15 protein-coding genes are annotated in these 18355 nt (G+C 73.7%); 9 read left to right on the forward strand and 6 right to left on the reverse strand.

Going from position 1 to position 18355, the window contains the following annotated elements; translation table 11 throughout:
• Positions 1-158: 158 nt before the first annotated feature.
• The 3 genes from pucD to ACFY4B_RS19735 are packed head-to-tail and all read right to left on the reverse strand — an operon-like array spanning position 159 to position 3894.
• A complete protein-coding gene (gene pucD, locus ACFY4B_RS19725; protein ID WP_198959433.1) occupies positions 159-2525 on the reverse strand; it encodes a xanthine dehydrogenase subunit D in 2367 nt (788 codons plus the stop codon).
• Positions 2522-3010, reverse strand: coding sequence for a (2Fe-2S)-binding protein (locus ACFY4B_RS19730; protein WP_074004315.1), 489 nt, complete (start codon positions 3008-3010; stop codon positions 2522-2524). Before ACFY4B_RS19730 ends, pucD begins: the two co-directional genes overlap by 4 nt.
• A complete protein-coding gene (locus ACFY4B_RS19735; protein ID WP_049654028.1) occupies positions 3007-3894 on the reverse strand; it encodes a xanthine dehydrogenase family protein subunit M in 888 nt (295 codons plus the stop codon). The genes ACFY4B_RS19730 and ACFY4B_RS19735 overlap by 4 nt, the downstream gene beginning before the upstream one ends.
• Positions 3895-4193: 299 nt before the next feature.
• Here ACFY4B_RS19735 and ACFY4B_RS19740 point away from each other — a divergent pair, with 299 nt between their 5' ends.
• Positions 4194-5804, forward strand: a complete 1611-nt coding sequence (locus ACFY4B_RS19740) for a PucR family transcriptional regulator ligand-binding domain-containing protein (RefSeq protein WP_074004317.1) — start codon at positions 4194-4196, stop codon at positions 5802-5804.
• Between the two features lie 84 nt (positions 5805-5888).
• Here ACFY4B_RS19740 and ACFY4B_RS19745 read toward each other — a convergent pair whose 3' ends face one another.
• Positions 5889-7022 (reverse strand): esterase family protein, encoded by a 1134-nt coding sequence (locus ACFY4B_RS19745; RefSeq protein WP_049654481.1) that lies wholly within the window; start codon positions 7020-7022, stop codon positions 5889-5891.
• A gap of 311 nt (positions 7023-7333) precedes the next feature.
• Between ACFY4B_RS19745 and ACFY4B_RS19750 the strand changes: the two genes are divergently transcribed.
• The 7 genes from ACFY4B_RS19750 (at position 7334) to ACFY4B_RS19780 (ending at position 15134) form a co-directional block, all read left to right on the forward strand.
• Positions 7334-8353, forward strand: a complete 1020-nt coding sequence (locus tag ACFY4B_RS19750; protein WP_049654482.1) for a sugar ABC transporter substrate-binding protein — start codon at positions 7334-7336, stop codon at positions 8351-8353.
• The gene (locus tag ACFY4B_RS19755; protein WP_380781404.1) at positions 8350-9396 is read left to right on the forward strand and encodes an ABC transporter permease; all 1047 of its coding nucleotides are present in this window, start codon (positions 8350-8352) and stop codon (positions 9394-9396) included. Before ACFY4B_RS19750 ends, ACFY4B_RS19755 begins: the two co-directional genes overlap by 4 nt.
• A 38-nt stretch (positions 9397-9434) precedes the next feature.
• On the forward strand, positions 9435-10337 hold the full coding sequence (locus ACFY4B_RS19760) for an ATP-binding cassette domain-containing protein (protein ID WP_234348494.1): 903 nt from the start codon (positions 9435-9437) through the stop codon (positions 10335-10337).
• Complete coding sequence (locus ACFY4B_RS19765) at positions 10334-11440, forward strand: ROK family glucokinase (protein WP_387969350.1); 1107 nt, start codon at positions 10334-10336, stop codon at positions 11438-11440. The genes ACFY4B_RS19760 and ACFY4B_RS19765 overlap by 4 nt, the downstream gene beginning before the upstream one ends.
• 139 nt (positions 11441-11579) lie before the next feature.
• Positions 11580-13370, forward strand: coding sequence for a gamma-glutamyltransferase (gene ggt, locus ACFY4B_RS19770; protein WP_387969352.1), 1791 nt, complete (start codon positions 11580-11582; stop codon positions 13368-13370).
• 87 nt (positions 13371-13457) lie between these two features.
• On the forward strand, positions 13458-14300 hold the full coding sequence (locus tag ACFY4B_RS19775; protein WP_387969355.1) for an exodeoxyribonuclease III: 843 nt from the start codon (positions 13458-13460) through the stop codon (positions 14298-14300).
• A 210-nt stretch (positions 14301-14510) separates the two neighbouring features.
• The gene (locus ACFY4B_RS19780; protein ID WP_049654489.1) at positions 14511-15134 is read left to right on the forward strand and encodes a hypothetical protein; all 624 of its coding nucleotides are present in this window, start codon (positions 14511-14513) and stop codon (positions 15132-15134) included.
• A 108-nt stretch (positions 15135-15242) separates the two neighbouring features.
• Here ACFY4B_RS19780 and ACFY4B_RS19785 read toward each other — a convergent pair whose 3' ends face one another.
• Positions 15243-15962 (reverse strand): lysoplasmalogenase, encoded by a 720-nt coding sequence (locus ACFY4B_RS19785; protein WP_049654491.1) that lies wholly within the window; start codon positions 15960-15962, stop codon positions 15243-15245.
• A 225-nt stretch (positions 15963-16187) separates the two neighbouring features.
• Between ACFY4B_RS19785 and ACFY4B_RS19790 the strand changes: the two genes are divergently transcribed.
• Positions 16188-17948, forward strand: a complete 1761-nt coding sequence (locus ACFY4B_RS19790) for a DUF2398 family protein (protein WP_387969358.1) — start codon at positions 16188-16190, stop codon at positions 17946-17948.
• Between the two features lie 115 nt (positions 17949-18063).
• On the opposite strand, the gene ACFY4B_RS19795 is transcribed toward ACFY4B_RS19790, so the two are convergent.
• Positions 18064-18243, reverse strand: coding sequence for a hypothetical protein (locus tag ACFY4B_RS19795; protein ID WP_049659792.1), 180 nt, complete (start codon positions 18241-18243; stop codon positions 18064-18066).
• Positions 18244-18355 lie beyond the last annotated feature (112 nt).

Below are 18355 nucleotides of genomic sequence, written 5' to 3' on the forward strand. Positions count from 1 at the left end.
GGGTGTGGTGCATCAGAGGGTGGTGCGCACCGCTGCGGGCCCCGGCGTGGGCAGGGCAGCGGGTGTACGGGGACGCCTCCGGGGTGGCGGGGGCGCCCTAGGGTCCCCGGGGCGGTGGGGAAGACGGTCGCCGCCCCGGGGAGGACGAACTCGGGCCGTCAGAGCGGCCGTTCGGTGGTCAGGTGCTCCGGCCGGACCGGGATCCGGTTGAGCGCCAGCCCGGTGGCGTTGCGGATGGCGGCCACGATGGACGGCGTCGCCGAGACGGTCGGCGCCTCGCCGACCCCGCGCAGCCCGTACGGGGCGTTGGGGTCGGGCAGTTCGAGTACCTCCACCGGGATCGGCGGGGTGTCCAGGATGGTGGGGATCAGGTAGTCGGTGAAGGAGGCGTTGCGCACCTTGCCCTCCCGCACGATGATCTCCTCCATCACCGCGAGGCCCAGCGCCTGGGTGCAGCCGCCCTGGATCTGGCCGACCACGGAGAGCGGGTTGAGCGCCTTGCCGACGTCCTGGACGGCGGTGAGCTCGACCACCTTGACCAGGCCCAGCTCCACGTCCACGTCCACCACCGCGCGGTTGGCGCAGAAGGTGTACTGGACGTGGCCGAAGCCCTGGCCGGTCTCCTTGTCGAAGGCCTGGGTGGGCCGGTGGTGGTGCTCGCGGGTCTGCTCGACGGCCTCGTCGCCGAGCAGGTCGACGATGGAGACCAGCGCGCCGGCGCTCTTCGACACCACCTTGCCGTCGGCCAGCACCAGGTCGTCGTGGGTCCAGCCGTAGCGACGGCGCCCCTTGTCGAACAGCTCCCGGCGGACGGCCTCGGCGGCCAGCTTCACCGCCCCGCCGGTCATGTACGTCTGGCGCGAGGCGGAGGTCGAACCGGCCGACCCCACCTCGGTGTTGGCCGGGTGGATGGTGACCTGCTCGACGCCCAGCTCGGTGCGGGCGATCTGGGCGTGCACGGTGACGCCGCCCTGGCCGACCTCGGCCGCCGCGGTGTGCACCATGGCGACCGGCTCGCCGCCGATCACCTCCAGCCGCACCCGGGCGGTGGAGTAGTCGTCGAAGCCCTCGGAGAAGCCGACGTTCTTGATGCCGACCGAGTAGCCGACGCCGCGGACGATCCCCTCGCCGTGCGAGGTGTTGGACAGCGCGCCGGGCAGCCGGCGGACGTCGAGGTGCTCGGTGTCCAGCGGCGGCGGCAGCGGCATCTCCTTGGCCCGCCGCAGCAGTTCGGCCACCGGCGCGGGGGAGTCGATCTGCTGGCCGGTGGGCATGAAGTCGCCCTCGGACATCGCGTTGAGCTGCCGCAGCTCCACCGGGTCCATGCCCAGGGCGGCGGCCAGCTTGTCCATCTGCGACTCGTAGCCGAACGCCGCCTGCACCGCGCCGAAGCCGCGCATCGCCCCGCAGGACGGGTTGTTGCTGTACAGCGCGATGGCGTGCATCCGCACGTTGGGGATCACGTACGGGCCGTGCCCGAGCGAGGCCGCGTTGCCGACCACGGCGGGGGAGGCGGAGGCGTACGCGCCGCCGTCCAGCACGATCCGGCAGTCGGCGTAGACCAGCCGGCCGTCCCGGGTGGCGCCGTGTTCGTAGTGCATCCGCGCCGGGTGGCGGTGCACGTGGCCGAAGAAGGACTCGTCCCGGGAGTAGACGATCTTGACCGGCTTGCCGGTGTGCTGGGCCAGCAGGCAGGCGTGGATCTGCATCGACAGGTCCTCGCGGCCGCCGAACGCGCCGCCCACGCCGGCCAGGGTCAGCCGGACCTTCTCCTCCGGCAGGTCCAGCACCGGCGCCATCTGCTGGCGGTCGACGTGCAGCCACTGGGTGGCGATGTAGAGGTCGATTCCGCCGTCCTCGGCGGGCACCGCGAGGCCGGACTCCGGGCCGAGGAAGGCCTGGTCCTGCATGCCGACCTCGTAGTCGCCGCTGACGACCACGTCCGCCAGCGCCCGCACCTCGTCGGTCACGCCGCGGCCGGAGACCAGCCGCTGCTCGTGGCAGATGTTGCCGTACGCGTGGGACTTGTACTCGTGCGGCTCGTGCACGTACCCGTACGTCTCCGGGTCGAGGCACTGCTCCTCGGTGACGATCGGGGTGAGCACCTCGTACTCGACCGCGATCTTCTTCACCGCCCGGCGGGCCGTCTCCGGGTGGTCGGCGGCGACCAGCGCGATCGCCTCGCCGTGGTAGCGGATCCGGTCGATGGCCAGGACCGGCTGGTCCTGGATCTCCAGGCCGTAGTACTTCGAGCCGGGGATGTCCTCGTGCGTCAGCACCGCGTACACCCCGGGCACCTTGAGCGCCTCGGAGACGTCCACCGACAGGATGTTCGCCCGGGGGTGCGGCGAGCGCAGCGCCGTGCCCCAGAGCATGTCCTCGTGCCACAGGTCGGAGGAGTAGGCGAACTCGCCCCGGACCTTCAGGTTGCCGTCCGGGCGCAGCGGCGAGCCGCCGATGCCGTCCTTGGCCGCCTGGTTGATGTTCTGCAGGTTCTTCTGCCCCTGGATGGTCCGCGCACTCACGCCGCGCCCTCCGTCCCCGCGCACGCGCGGGCCGAGGCTAGCCGCACCGCGTCCATGATCTTCTCGTAGCCGGTGCAGCGGCACAGGTTGCCGGACAGCGCCTCGCGGATGTCGTCGTCGCTCGGCTGCGGGTCCTCGGCCAGCAGCGCGTCGGTCTGCACCAGCAGGCCGGGGGTGCAGAAGCCGCACTGGACGGCGCCGGCGTCGACGAACGCCTGCTGGACCAGGCCCAGTTCGCCGTCCTCCGTGCCCAGGCCCTCGACCGTGCGCACCTCGCGGTCCTGCACCTGGCCGGCCGCGACCAGGCAGGAGCAGACCGGGAGGCCGTCCAGGTAGACCGTGCAGGAGCCGCACTCGCCCTGCTCGCAGGCGTTCTTCGAGCCGGGCAGGCCGACCCGCTCGCGCAGCACGTACAGCAGGCTCTCGCCCTCCCACACGTCGTCGGCCTCGACGGGCCTGCCGTTGGCGGTGAAAGTGACCTTCATGCCGCGCTCCTGATCTGCTTGCCGTAGTCGTTCCAGGTCCAGGTGAGGGTGCGGCGGGCCATCACGGCGAGCGCGTGCCGGCGGTAGTCGGCGGTGCCGCGGACGTCGTCGATCGGCGAGGCCGCGGCCTTCACCAGCTCGCCGAAGCGCTGGACCACCTCGGCTCCCAGCAGCTCCCCGGACTCCCACAGCCCGCGCTCGGCGAGCACGCCCTGGAGGTACTCCTCGGCCTCGACGGCGCGGCGCGGTGTGGGGGCGGCCGAACCGATGCCGGTGCCGACGGTCCCGTTCCGCGGGTGCAGGGCGAAGCCGAACGCGCAGACCGCGATCACCATGGCGTTGCGGGTGCCGATCTTCGAGAACTGCTGCGGCCCGTCCGCCACCGGGATGAGCACGGCCCGGATCAGCTCGTCGGCCTCCAGCAGGTTGCGCTTCACCCCGACGTAGAAGTCGTCGATCGGGATCAGCCGGGTGCCGCGCACCGAGGCCGCCTCGACGAACACGTCCCGCCCGGCCGCGAGCAGCGCCGGGTGCGAGTCGCCGGCCGGGGAGGCCGCGCCGAGGTTGCCGCCGACGCTGCCGCGGTTGCGGATCTGCGGCGAGCCGACGGTGTGGGCCGCCAGGGCCAGCCCGGGCAGCGGACCGGACAGCTCCGCGATGATCCGGGCGTACGGGACCGCGGCGCCGAGCCTCACCACCTCGCCGTCGTTCGACCATTCGGCGAGTTCGGTGATGCGGTTCAGGTCGAGAATCGCGGATGGCCGGTGCACGTCGAAGTTCAGCTCGACCATGACGTCCGTGCCGCCCGAAACGGGCAGCGCGGTCGGGTACTCGGCCTTCGCCGCGAGTGCCTCGTCCCAGGTGGCGGGCCGAAGGAACTCCATGCGGGTGTCTCCTCAAGTCGTCGCCCGCCGGGTGCCCGGCGGCGTGTCGCCCAGTGAACCGCCGCGACGCGGCCCGCTGGCAGTCACCGATGGCATGAAGCCCCGGCTGTGAGCCCGCCCGGCATCCTGTACGTTCCTCTAAGGAGGAGAACCTCGCAGCCCAGGTGTCCGCCGGGTGCTACCTACGACCGTAATCCGGCCGTGACGCGCGGGCTACGGACCCGGGCGGACGCCCGGCCGGACTGGCCCTATCGTTACCCCTTCACCCTCCCCCCAAGCCCCCGTTAAGGAGTCCGCGGATGCGCGTCCGTGACCTGCTCGCCCCCGGCGCCCCGCGACTGCGCCTGCTCGCGGCCGAGGAAGAGCTGGACCGGCAGGTCAGCGGCGTGATGACGACGGACCTCCAGGACCCGGGCCGCTACCTGCACGGCGGCGAACTGGTGCTCACCGGCATGCTCTGGCGCACCGTCCCGGCCGACTCCGAGCGCTTCGTCCGCACCCTCGCGGCCGGCGGCGCGGTGGCCCTGGCGGCCGGCGAGGCCGAGGTCGGCCCGGTGCCCGAGGACCTGGTCGAGGCCTGCCGCCGGCACCGGATGCCGCTGCTCGCCGTCCCCGACGACATCGCCTTCGGCACCGTCACCGAGTTCATCGGCCGCCAGGTCTCCGCCGACCGCGCCGCCGACCTCGCCGCCCTGGTCGACCGGCACCGCCTGCTGGTCTCGGCGGCCGGCGGCGGCGGACTGGACGCGGTGCTCGACCTGCTCGGCGGCGACCTCGACCTGGACTGCTGGGTGCTCACCCCGACCGGTGCGGTGATCGCAGGCCCCGCCGACCGGCTCTCCGCCCAGGACCGCGACCAGCTGGTCCGCGCCCACCTCGCCGCCCAGCGCCAGCGCCGCCGCCCGCCGCACCGGGCCCGATTGGCCGCCGGCTCCTTCTCGCTGCTGCCCGCCCCGGCCTCCGCCGAGCACGACGAGCCGCCGGCCGGCGGCGGCCTGCTGGCCGACTGGGTGCTGGCGGTGGCCGGCGACGTCACCGAGTGGACCACCAAGCGCCAGCAGCTCGCCGAAAACCTGGCCCGGCTGGTCGCCGCCGAGCGCCACCGCCGCGACGAGGGCCGCCGGCTGCGCCGCCGCCTCGCCGACGAACTGCTCGCCCTGCTGCGCCGCGACGCCGACCCGGCCGAGGTCGGCCGCGCCCTGTACGCCTCCTCGGCGATGGCCGCCCGCTACGAGGGCCCCGGGGCCAAGTCCCAGGCGGAGGACGGCTCCTGGCTGGTGCTCAGCGCCGAGGGCACCGGCCTGCCGGAGGGCGCCGTACGGGCGGTGCTGGAGGAGGCGCTCGGCGGCGCCTCCGACCGCGCCCTGGTCGCCGGGACGGGCACCGGCGCCGTGGTGGTGCTGCCCGTCCTGGACGCCCCGGTGCCCGCCGACGCCCTGCGCGAACTGCTCGCCCCGCTGGAGGCCGGGCTCGGCTCGGAGGGCCGGATCACCCTCGGCGTCTCCGCCCCCGCGGCCGGGGCCGGCGGCCTGCGCGGCGCCCTGGAGGAGGCCCGGCACGCCCGCCGGATCGCCGCCTCCCGGGTCGGCCGGGTCTGCGTCGCGGGCCCCGAGGAGCTCGCCTCGCACGTCCTGCTGCTGGCCGCCGTCCCGGACGAGGTGCGCCGGGCCTTCCGCAGCCGGCTGCTGGACACGGTGATCGCGTACGACATCGAGCACCAGGCGGACCTGGTCCGCACCCTGGAGGCCTTCCTGCGCTCGGACGGCTCCTGGACCCGCTGCGCCGCGCAGCTGCACGTCCACGTGAACACCCTGCGGTACCGGATCGGCCGGATCGAGGAGCTGACCGGGCGTGACCTCTCCCGGCTGGAGGACCGGGTGGACTTCTACCTGGCGCTGGAGCTGGCCTGACGCCGCGTCCGGACAAGCGGAAGGGCCCGCCGCGACCTCGGTCGCGGCGGGCCCTTCCCGTACGGTTCGCTGTTGCCGGCCGGCCTACTGGACCGGGATGACCGAGGTCAGCCACTGGAAGGCGGCCGGGACCATCTTCTTCCACTGCTCGGTGGTGTGCGGGCCGGTGCCCTCCTCGACCTGGACGGTGGTCGGGGCCTTGGCCGCGGCGCGGATCGCCTCGCCGTCCTCGTAGCCGTCGCCCTTGGAGCCGCTGACCAGCAGGGCGACCTTCGGCGGCTGCGGGGCGGTCTTCAGGATGTTGACCGGGTTGTTGGCCTCGCGCAGCTTGGCGTCCTTGCCGACCAGGGAGTCCGGCTCCTGGGCCGGGTCGTTGTAGCCGGACATCGCGATGGCGGCCCGGTACCGGTTGGGGTGGGCCAGCGACAGCTTGGCCGCGCAGTGCGCGCCGGCCGAGTAGCCGGCGATCGCCCAGCGGTCCGCGGACGGGTCCGCGCGGAAGTTGTCCAGCACCATCTGCGGGACGTCGCGGGTGACCCAGGCGTCGGCGTTGATCTTGCCGGGGATGTCGGTGCAGCCGGCGTCCTGGTTGTTCAGCAGCTTCGTGCGGGGCGAGACCAGGATGAACGGGGCGACCTTGCCCTGCTGCATCAGCGGCTTGAGCTGCTCGGAGACCTTGAGGGTGCCGTACCAGGTGGAGGAGGAGCCGGGGTAGCCCGGGATCAGCTCGACCACGGGGAACTTCTTGTCCTTGAACGCCGGGTCGTTGTACTGCGGCGGCAGCCAGACCAGCACCTCGCCGTCGACCCCGGACACCTGGCCCTTGAGCTCGGTCCGCTGCACGTCGTTCGGGACGAGCGGGTCGTTCACGCCGCCGAAGCTCTGCTTGACCTTCTGCGGCTCCTTGGCGGGCTCGGCGCCCTGGCCGCCGGCGGCGGCCGCGGCCGGGTCGACCGGCGCCACCACGGGCACCGCGCGGACGTGGTTGCCGGTGCCGAGCAGGTCGTCCCAGTTGCCGTAGATCAGGTTGGCGTTGTTGACCATCACGAAGACCATCAGGACGGCCGTGACCTGGCAGAACATGATCATGACGATCCGGGTGAGGTAGCGTACCGGCTGCGGGCCGCCGACCTTCCCCCAGAACAGCAACGCCACTGTGATGGACACCGGCACCAGGATGACGGTGAGGAGGAAGAATGGCGTACCTGTCAGTTCCATCGAGTTCTCGTATCCGGGTCGCACGCCGCCCGGGGCCCACTCGCCCGAACGCACGTCAATGGCATCAGACGGCGATGGACCGGTGATCGGTTGCCGTCCGAATCTGTGCGGAACCTGAGAGGAACATCACTTTCTTGTGATGAACCGCCTTCGGATCGGCGCCTAGTCTGCCACCCGAACGGACGTCGTCCGGACCAGATGTTCAGCGAACTACCAGGAAAGGTCCCCCGGGGCACCTTACCTCCCAGGCCGTTCGCGCTGCCGGGCGAGGCGGTGCGATACCGCGCGGCACGGGCAGGGAGACTATGGGGATGAGCATCACCCGCTTTCGCCCGTCCCACCGCCTCTGGCCCGCGTGTGCCGTCCTGGCACTCGCGGTCGCCGTGGCCGGTTGCAGCAGTACTGGAGGCAGACGCGCCGAGGAGGCCCGCGCCAAGGCCGCGGCCACCGGCGGCGGCGCCGTCTCGACTCCGCGCTGGAAGGTCGCCATGGTGACCCACGCCGGAGCCGGCGACGCCTTCTGGGACACTGTGCGCAAGGGCGCCGAGCAGGCCGCCGCCAAGGACAACATCACCTTCCTGTACTCCAACGACGCGCAGACCCAGAACCAGGTCCAGCTCGTCCAGGCCGCCATCGACCAGAAGGTCGACGGCCTGCTGGTCACCCTCGCCAAGGGCGACGCCATGGCGGACGTCCTCGGCAAGGCCAAGGCCGCCGGCATCCCCGTGATCACGATCAACTCCGGTCAGGAGTACTCGCAGAAGTTCGGCGCGCTGACCCACATCGGTCAGGACGAGTCCACCGCCGGCCAGGCGGCCGGTACCGAGCTGGCCTCGCGCGGCCGCAAGAACGTGCTCTGCGTGATCCACGAGCAGGGCAACGTCGGCCAGGAGCAGCGCTGCTCCGGCGCCCAGTCCAAGTCCGGCGGAGCCTTCCAGGTGCTCTACGTCAACGGCGTCGACATGCCCGACGCCCGCGCCGCGATCTCCGCCAAGCTGCAGGCCGACCCGTCCATCGACACCGTGCTGACCCTCTCCGGCCCGATGGCCGCCACCGGCCTCCAGGCCGTCCAGGACGCCCACCGCACCGTCGAGCTGGACACCTTCGACCTGGGCACGCAGGTGGTGTCCGGGCTCAAGTCCGGCAGCGTCGGCTTCGCCGTCGACCAGCAGCCCTACCTCCAGGGCTACACCGGCGTCGACCTGGTCTGGCTGTACAAGTACAACCTGAACATGCTCGGCGGCGGCAAGCCCGTCGAGACCGGTCCGCAGATCCTGACCAAGGACAACGCCGACGCGCTCGCCGAGTACGTCGCGAGGGGGACCAGGTGAGCACCCCCGACCTCCTCGCCCACGACGGCCTGGTCGACGGCCGTCCGCCGGCCCTGCGGCGGCTCCTCGCCCGCCCCGAGCTGGGCTCGCTGATCGCCGCCGTCGCGGTCTTCACGGTCTTCGCCGTCGTCGCCGAACCGTTCCTGCGGGTCTCCTCGCTGGGCACCGTGCTGTACGCGGCCTCCACCATCGGGATCATGGCGGTGCCGGTCTCGCTGCTGATGATCGGCGGCGAGTTCGACCTGTCGGCCGGCGTGCTGGTCACCACCGCCGCGCTGACCTCCTCGATGGTCTCGTACCAGTTCACCGCGGTGACCTGGGTCGGCGTGCTGGTCTCGCTGGCGACCACGCTGGCCATCGGCGGGTTCAACGGCTGGATGCTCGGCCGCACCAGGCTGCCCAGCTTCATCGTCACGCTCGGCACCTTCCTGATGCTGACCGGCGCCAACCTGGGCGTCACCAAGGCGATCTCCGGCACCGTCTCCACCAAGTCGATCTCCGACATGGAGGGCTTCGCCGCCTGCCGCTGGCTGTTCGCCTCCGAGGTGACCGTCGGCGGGCTGACCATCAAGGCCACCGTCTGGTGGTGGCTCGGCCTGCTCGTGGTCGGCAGCTGGGTGCTGCTGCGCACCCGCTTCGGCAACTGGATCTTCGCGGTCGGCGGCGACGCGGACGCGGCCCGCGCGGTCGGCGTGCCGGTCGCCCGGACGAAGACCCTGCTGTACCTGGGCGTCGGCTTCGGCGCCTGGGTGCTCGGCCAGCACCTGCTGTTCTCCTTCGACACCGTGCAGTCCGGCGAGGGCGTCGGCAACGAGCTGATCTACATCGTCGCGGCGGTCATCGGCGGCTGCCTGATCACCGGCGGCTACGGCTCGGTGGTCGGCTCCGCGCTCGGCGCGCTGATCTTCGGCATGGCCAGCAAGGGGATCATCTACGCCCAGTGGAACCCGGACTGGTTCAAGTTCTTCCTCGGCGCGATGCTGCTGCTGGCCGCGCTGCTGAACGCCTACGTCAAGCGCCGGGCCGAGCGGGGGCCGCGATGAACACGGACCTCACGGGGGCCGCGACGAACACGGAAGCCATGGGTACCGAACTGCTCTCCCTCGACGGCGTCGGCAAGAGCTACGGCACCGTCCGGGCGCTCCAGGACGTCTCGCTGACCCTGCGGGCCGGCGAGATCAGCTGCGTGCTCGGCGACAACGGGGCCGGCAAGTCCACCCTGATCAAGATCATCTCCGGGCTGCACCAGCACGACGAGGGCACCGTCACCGTCGGCGGCGAGGCGGTCCGCTTCGACTCCCCGCGCCAGGCCCTGGACCGCGGCATCGCCACCGTCTACCAGGACCTCGCGGTCGTCCCGCTGATGCCGGTCTGGCGCAACTTCTTCCTCGGCTCCGAGCAGGGCATGCGCCGCTGGGGCGGCCTGCGGCTGGACGCCGAGGGGATGCGCGCCACCACCCGCGACGCGCTCGCGCGGATGGGCATCGACCTGTACGACGTCGACCGGCCGATCGGCACCCTCTCCGGCGGGCAGCGCCAGTGCGTGGCGATCGCCCGCGCGGTGCACTTCGGCGCCAAGGTGCTGATCCTGGACGAGCCCACCGCCGCGCTCGGCGTCAAGCAGTCCGGGGTGGTGCTCAAGTACGTCACCGCCGCCCGCGACGCCGGGCTGGGGGTCGTGCTGATCACCCACAACCCGCACCACGCGTACCTGGTCGGCGACCACTTCACCCTGCTCCGGCGGGGCCGGATGGCGGGCAGCCATCCGCGTGCCGAGATCAGCCTCGAACAGCTCACCACCGAGATGGCCGGCGGCTCCGACCTCGCCGAGCTCTCGCACGAGCTGGCCCGACCGTCGCTCTCCGACCCCCGTGGCTCCGCCCCCGGCGGCTCCGGCACCGGGCTCCCCGGTGGCGGAGAATCGGCTTCCGGAGAATCCGACCCCCGAGAACCCGACACCCGTGAGGAGCGTCCGCAGCCGTGACCGGCTCCCAAGGCAGCACCCGGCCACCCGTCCTGCCGACCCTGCTCGGCCTCGGCCCGCGCGCCGAGCGCCGCCGCCGCGCCCTGCCCGCCGGGATACTGCGGCTGCCCACGATCGGTGTCGACATCGGCGGCACCAAGGTGGTCGCCGGGGTGGTGGACGGCGAGGGCAAGGTGCTGGAGAAGCTGCGCACGGACACGCCGCACAAGAGCAAGAGCCCCAAGGTGGTCGAGGACGTCATCGTCGAGCTGGTGCTCCAGCTCGCCGACCGGCACGACGTCCACGCCGTGGGCATCGGCGCGGCCGGCTGGGTCGACGCCGACCGCTCCAAGGTGCTGTTCGCCCCGCACCTCAACTGGCGCAACGAGCCGCTCCAGGAGGCGCTCAGCGAGCGGCTGCGCTTCCCGGTGATCGTGGAGAACGACGCCAACGCGGCCGCCTGGGCCGAGTGGCGCTTCGGCGCCGGGCGCGGCGAGGACCACATGGTGATGCTCACCCTGGGCACCGGCATCGGCGGCGCGGTGGTCCGGGACGGCTACGTGGACCGCGGCAAGTACGGCCTGGCGGGCGAGTTCGGGCACATGCAGGTGCTGCCCGGCGGCCACCGCTGCCCGTGCGGCAATCGGGGCTGCTGGGAGCAGTACTCCTCCGGCAACGCCCTGGTGCGCGACGCGCGCGAGCTGGTCGCCGAGGAGTCGCCGGTGGTGCAGCCGCTGCTGGCCCGGGCGGGCGGCACGGTCGAGGGCATCACCGGGCCGCTGGTCACCGAGGCCGCCCAGGACGGCGACCCGGTCGCGACCGAGCTGCTCTACGAGGTCGGCACCTGGCTCGGCGTCGGCATCGCCAACCTGGCCGCCGCGCTGGACCCGGGCCGCTTCGTGATCGGCGGCGGGGTCTCCGAGGCCGGTGACCTGCTGCTCGGTCCGGCCCGGGACACCTTCCGCCGCACCCTCACCGGGCGCGGTTTCCGCCCGGAGGCCGCCATCGTGCACGCCGCCCTCGGCAACGAGGCCGGCCTGGTCGGCGCGGCTGACCTGGCCCGGCAGGTGGCGCGGCGCTTCCGCACGATCAAGCGGCGGCGGGTGGAGCGCAGCGCGCTGTAGCGGGGTGGGGGCGCCTGCCGGCTGTTCTCCTGGCGCCCCCGCCCGCCCCGCCAACTACCCGTTGGTAGCGGCGCGGTGTGGTTGTCGGATCATCCCTCCTGTGGAACAACTGAGTTGACGCAGACTCAGGAGGATTCGGATGAGGGCTCTGACCCGTCTCGCACCACCACTGCTGCTCGCCACCGCGCTGGTCTGGTCCGGCGTCGGACCGGCCGGCGCCGCGACCCCGCCGACGAAGGCGGCCGAGGCGGTGGGCCGGGGCGGAGCGGTCGCCACCGTCGACGCCGACGCCACCGCCGCCGGCATCGAGGTGCTGCGCAAGGGCGGCAACGCGGTGGACGCGGCCGTCGCCGCCGCCGCGGCCCTCGGGGTCACCGAGCCGTACTCCTCCGGCATCGGCGGCGGCGGGTACTTCGTCTACTACGACCACGCCACCGGCCGGGTGCACACCATCGACGGCCGGGAGACGGCCGGGCGCACCGCCGACAGCGGCCTGTTCCTGGAGGACGGCAAACCGCTGGCCTTCGCCGACGCCGTCACCAGCGGCCTGTCCGTCGGAATCCCCGGCACCCCCGCCACCTGGGACGCCGCACTGCGCAAGTGGGGCACCCGCTCGCTCGCCCAGAACCTCGAACCGGCCGAGCGGATCGCCGACCACGGCTTCGTCGTCGACGACACCTTCCGCGGCCAGACCGCCGACAACTACGCCCGGTTCAAGGACTTCCCGGCCACCGCCGCGCTCTACCTGCCGAACGGCAAGCCCCCCGAGACCGGCAGCGTGCTGCGCAACCCCGACCTCGCCGCCACCTACCGGCTGCTCGCCAAGGACGGCGTCAAGGCCTTCTACCAGGGCGAGTTGGCCAAGGACATCGCCAACACCGTGCAGCACCCGCCGGTCGACCCGGCGTCCGGCCGCAACGCCCGCCCCGGCAGGGTCGACACCACCGACCTCGCCGACTACCGGGTCCGCGACCAGGCGCCCACCCACGTCTCCCACGGCGCCTACGACGTCTACGCGATGGCCCCCTCCAGCTCCGGCGGCACCACCGTCGGCGAGGCGCTCAACATCCTGGAGGACGGCGGCGACGTCTCCACGTACAGCGGCACCCAGTACTACCACCACTTCCTGGAGGCCTCCCGGATCTCCTTCGCCGACCGCAACCGCTGGGTCGGCGACCCGGCCTTCAACGACGTCCCCACCAGGGAACTGCTCTCCGAGCGCTACGCCGCCTCCCGGGCCTGCCTGATCAGCCCGGACCACGCGCTGACCAGCCCGCTCGCCCCCGGCGACCCGCGCCACCCGGCCCCCTGCGCCGACACCGGCCAGGCCGTCCCCGAGCCGTACGAGGGCCCCAACACCACCCACCTGACGGTCGCCGACCGCTGGGGCAACAGCGTCTCCTACACGCTCACCATCGAGCAGACCGGCGGCAGCGGCATCACCGTCCCCGGCCGGGGCTTCCTGCTCAACAACGAGCTGACCGACTTCGACTTCACCCCGCTCGCCCCGGGCGTCCCCGACCCCAACCTGCCGGGCCCGGGCAAGCGGCCGCGCTCCTCGATGTCCCCGACGGTCGTGCTGCGCGACGGCGAGCCGCTGCTGGCCACCGGCAGCCCCGGCGGCGCGACCATCATCACCACCACCCTCCAGGTGCTGCTCGGCCGGCTCGACCGGGGCCTGAGCCTGGAGCAGGCCATCGCCGCCCCGCGCGCCAGCCAGCGCAACAGCGCCACCACCCAGGCCGAGCCCGCCTTCCTGGCACTGCCCGAGCGGGCCGCGCTGGAGGGCCTCGGACACAGTTTCGTCAACGGCGGCGAGATCGGTGCCGCCACCGGCGTGGAACGGCTGCCGGACGGCCGCTGGGTGGCCGCCGCCGAGCCGGTGCGGCGCGGCGGCGGCTCGGCCGCGGTGGTCCGGCCCGCGGGCTGACCGGGCCGGCCTGTCGGTGCCGGGCGGTATGTTCGGGGTGGGCCTCCCGCACGAGGGGCGGCCCACCCCGTCCGTATGCCCGACTGCATGTCCGTCCGCACCGAACCACCGGGAAGGCCGCCCGCCGTGACCGTCCGCATCGCCACCTGGAACATCAACTCCGTCACCGCGCGGCTGCCCAAGCTCCTGGAGTGGCTGGAGAGCGCCAAGCCCGACGTGCTCTGCCTCCAGGAGCTCAAGTGCGCGGCCGACGCCTTCCCGTACGAGGCGGTCCGCGAGCTCGGCTACGAGACGGCCGCGCACGGCAACGGCCGCTGGAACGGCGTCGCGATCGTCTCCCGGATCGGCCTGGACGACGTCGTGCGCGGCCTCCCCGACCAGCCCGGCTACTTCGCCGACGGGGCCCTGCTGCCCGAGGTCGAGCCGCGCGCCATCGCCGCCACCTGCGGCCCGGTCCGGGTCTGGTCGGTCTACGTGCCGAACGGCCGCGAGGTCGGCCACGCGCACTACCAGTACAAGCTGGAGTGGCTGGAGGCGCTGCGCAAGGCCACCACCGAGGACGCCGCCGGCCCCCGCCCGTTCGCCGTCCTCGGGGACTTCAACATCGCCCCGACCGACGACGACGTCTTCGACGCCGCCGCCTTCGAGGGCCTCACCCATGTCACCCCGGTCGAGCGCGCCGCACTGGCGGCCCTCGACGGGATCGGCCTCCAGGACGTGCTGCCCCGCCCGCTCAAGTACGACCACCCGTACACCTACTGGGACTACCGCCAGCTGGCCTTCCCCAAGAACCGGGGCATGCGGATCGACCTCACCTACGCCAACAAGCCCTTCGTCGAGGCCGTCACCGACAGCTACGTGGACCGCGAGGCCCGCAAGGGCAAGGGCACCTCGGACCACGCGCCGGTCGTGGTGGACCTCGACCTCTGAGCCGCACCGCGTGAGCGCCACTCCGGGTGAGCGCCACGCGTGAGCCCCGCCGCGGGCGTCACGACGGGTCACGGGTCGTAACCCGAACGGTCGTGAGCGCTGGCCGAGCGTGGGGCGCGTCCCTACCGTCGGTGAATGACCGGGTGCAGTTGCTCGACCACGTGGACATGGGAGTCCCCGGCTGCGCCCGAGAATCCCGGAGGTTCCGGTATGCGCCCCATGCGTACGGCCGCCGCCGCCCTGATCGGCGCGACGGCGCTGACCGGCCTGACGGCCCCCCTCGCATCCGCCAGGGACGGTTCCGCGTCGGTCAGCCCGTCCCAGGCCGCACCGGGCCAGACCGTGACGGTCACGGTCTCCTGCGAGAAGTCGGACAAGCCCGACGCCAAGACCATCACCGCCCGCTCCGCCGCCTTCGAGGGAGGGCCGGCGACCCTCACCCTGGGCCCCGACGGCAAGCACAGCGGCTCCGCCCGGCTGGCCGGCCAGCACGCCGGGGACAGCAAGGTCGACGGCACCTGCCCGGACGGCGGGGCCTTCGCCACCAGCGTCACGGTCACCACCGTGGCCGTGCCCGACAGGGGCGGTGACAAGGGCGGCGACAAGAACCCCCAGAAGAACCCGGGTCTCGGCGAGTGGGGCGAGGCCGCGGGGGAGTGGGCCGGTTCGCTCGGGCAGTCCGGCGCCGGCAACCAGCAGGTCGCCCCGCACGGCGCCGTGCAGACCGGCCTCGGCGGTTCGGTCGCGGCGAACCCGGGGGAACTGGCCGGCGGCCTCGCGCTGGTCGCGGGCGGTGTCGGCGGCTTCTGGCTGCTGCGGAGGCGCGGTGCCTGAAGGCCTCGCGCCCCACTGCGCCCCTGCGCCGCGCCGCTGGATCCCGACGGGATCGGCGGCGCGGCGGCGTGTCGGGACGGCGTGCCGGTTCTCCGGAGCGCCGGTGCGTCAGGCGGTCCGCGGTTCGGCGCCCTCGCGGTGCAGCCGGTCCTGGTGGCGGAGGGTGCCGTCGGCCAGCAGGTACTGGGCCAGCACATAGGTCGCCATGATCCAGAACTGATGGCCCGGCAGCTCCCGCCACTTCGCCAGCTGGGTGGCGATCAGCGTGTCGGAGAGCAGGAACAGCGCCCCGCCCAGCCCGGTCCGCCAGCCCAGCCCGGCCGAGGTGACGGCCGTCGACGCGAGCAGCAGGCTGTAGCCGGCCACCGGGACGCGCAGGTCCCCGAGGTCCGGCCAGAGCTGCCCGACCAGGGCCACCCAGGCCGTCGCGTACGCGGCCGCGACCACCAGGGCCCGGCGGCGGTCGGTGAGCGCGCCGCGCTGGACGAACATCGTCACGTAGCAGACGTGCGCCGCCGCGAACGAGCCCATGCCCGCGAGGAACGCGGGGTCGTTCTTCAGCTGGAGCAGCACGTCGCCGCCCGCGCTCAGCAGCAGCGCCGGTGCCAGCAGTTTCGGCGCCTCCCGCCCGGCCTTCGCGGCCGCGGCCACGCTGTGCGCGGCCAGCAGCGGCATCAGGGCCGGCTTGGTGGCGTTCTGGAGCACCGAGGCGCCGGAGGCGATCGCGCCCAGGTGCGCCGCCGAGGTGGCCGCGAAGCCGCCCAGCAGGCCGGTGGCCGAGCGCAGGCGCGCCCCGAGGCCGACGCGGGTGGTGGTACGGACGGTCATGCGTGCGCCTCTCGGTGATCCGCTGCTTCGGACCGACCCTAGAGGAGCCGGACCGGCGGTGGAAGGGTCGGTTACCGGTGCGTAACCCGGGCGGGGTGCGGCGGATGACGGGGCGGCCGGTGAGCGGAGCGCGGTCGGCCGCTTCGAGGGCTCTTGCGGAGAGTTCCTCAGGAGGGCGGTTGCTGCGGTCGGGTGGCCCGGGCACCGTCTAGTCTGGACCCCGACATGGATCAGCAGGACTACGCGGTCGGCGCCACCCGGGTGGCCGCCGGCAGGCCGGACGGACGCACGGGCGGGGCAGGGCGGGGAACCGCCGCCGCCGTCCTCGCCGTACGCGAAGCCGGTCCCGAGGCTGGCCCCGACGCCGGTGGTGCCTCCGGTTCCGACGCGGGCCGCTCCTCCGGTCCCGCTGACAGGACGCCGGGGGCGGCCATGGGGAGCGGTGCTGACGGCCCGCAGGCGTCGGCCGCTCCGGCCGTCGACACGACGCTCTCGCCCGACCCGGGGCTGCTGCGCCTGGCCCACTGGTTCGCCGCCGCCACCCCCGGCACCGCCGACGACCTCTGCACCGCCTCCTTCGGCCTCTACCCCGCCCGCCACCTCGGCACCGCCGCCGAGCCCGCCGCCGATCCCGGCGTCAGCTGGTGGCACGGCCCCACCGCGCACTTGGCCACGCCCGTACGCCCCCGCGAGGACCGCACCGAGGGCGGGCTGCGCCGCGCCCGGCGCGACGACGCCGCCCTGCCCGTCGTCCGGTCGGGGGCCAAGACGGGCCGGCCGGGCCGGCACCGCAGGCCCGAACGCACGCGGGTGGCACCGCCCACCGTCGTGGCGCAGGATCGTTCCGGCGAGGAGCTCCCGGCGGCCGAACGCCGAATCGCCGCCCGGCTGTTGCTCGCCCACCCGCTGGTCACCGCCTCCGGCCCGCACGCCGACGGCTTCCCGCTGATCCGCCGTCACCGCGACTGGCTCGCCGAGCGCTTCGACACCCTGCTCGGCTACCGCCTCGTGGTCGGCCCCTGGCACGCCCGGCTCTGCAAGGCAGGCCTGGGCCCCGGCGCCGCGCGCCGCCTCGAACACCCCGTCACCGGCACTCCGTTCACCCCGGCCGGGTACGCCCAACTCGCCCTCGCGCTAGCCCTGTTGGTCGACGCCCCGGAGGAGCTCGGCTACCGGCGGCTGCTCGACGCGATGAACACCGCCGCCCCCGAACTCACCGCCGAACCGACCGACCTCGCCATGGCGCTGGCCGCGCTGGCCGGCTGGCAGGTGCTCGGCGAGCTGCCGGCCGAGGGCCCGGCCGACGACTCCTTCGTGCTGACCGTGGACCGCGAACTCGCCCGGGCCGTCCCGGCCGGCCCGCCCGCCCTCGCCGACGACGCCGCCGACCTGATCCGCCGCGCCGCCGAGGCCGAGCCCGCCACCGCCGTCCGCCGCCTGCTCGCCGAGACGCCCGCCGTCCTGGCCGCCGACCTCCCCGAGGACCACCGCGCCTGGCTGGACGAGCACCGGCTCAGCGGCCCGGCGGCGCTCGCCGAGTTCCTCGGACTGGAGGCCGAACTGCGGGCCGAGGGCGTCGCGCTGCTCGACCCGGCCGCCGAACTCACCGACCTCGCCCTCCCCGGCGGGGGCACCCTCACCCAGGCCGCCCTGCTGCTGGTCGAGCGCCTGGTCGAGGAGGTCCGCCCGCTGCCCGACGAGCCGGTGGCCGGCGACGTCCCGATCCCGGACGCGCTGATAGACGGCGTCCTCGGCGACATCGCGGACGAGTTCGGCCTCCCCGCCCGCTACCTCGCCGACCGCACCGCCCTGCGGCGGGACGCCCTCGACGTGCTCCACCGCCTCGCCCTGATCACCCCCACCCCCCACCCCACCCGCCCCCCGGCCTGGCGCCTGCGCCCCCCGGCCGCGCGCTACGCCCCGGCCCCCGACCTCCACCCCACGCCCGGCACCGGCCGCCACTCCCGCCCCGGACAGCCGGCGTAGCGGACCGCCGCCGTGGCGGTGGCGCCCACCGTGCCGCCCCGGCTCCGCCGCCTGGTGGCGGAAAGCAAGAAGCACCGGGCCCGGAACGGGACCGCGGTGCTGGGTGGAGCAGAGGCTACTTGCTGGCGGAGGCGCTCGCGAGGGGGCCGTGTTCGACGGTTTCCACGGTGGCGCCGACGCCCAGGGTGCCGAGGGCGATGGAGGTGAGTACGGCGGTGACGGCGAGCAGCCGGCGGTGCCGTTGGGGCAGGGGGAAGCGCGGTTCCTGGTAGGGCGCCTGAGGGCTGGCGTTCATGACAGGGAGGTTTCCAGGGCGGCGTGAACGGTCGGTACGTGCGGGTGAAGTCCGGACGGGAGTTGGGCGTCGGTTGGCCGCGTACGCCCCACCCGTCACCGGGCGGGGCGTA

Origin of the sequence: Kitasatospora sp. NPDC001261, from assembly GCF_042896795.1 — a bacterium.
In the GTDB taxonomy this organism is placed as follows: domain Bacteria; phylum Actinomycetota; class Actinomycetes; order Streptomycetales; family Streptomycetaceae; genus Kitasatospora.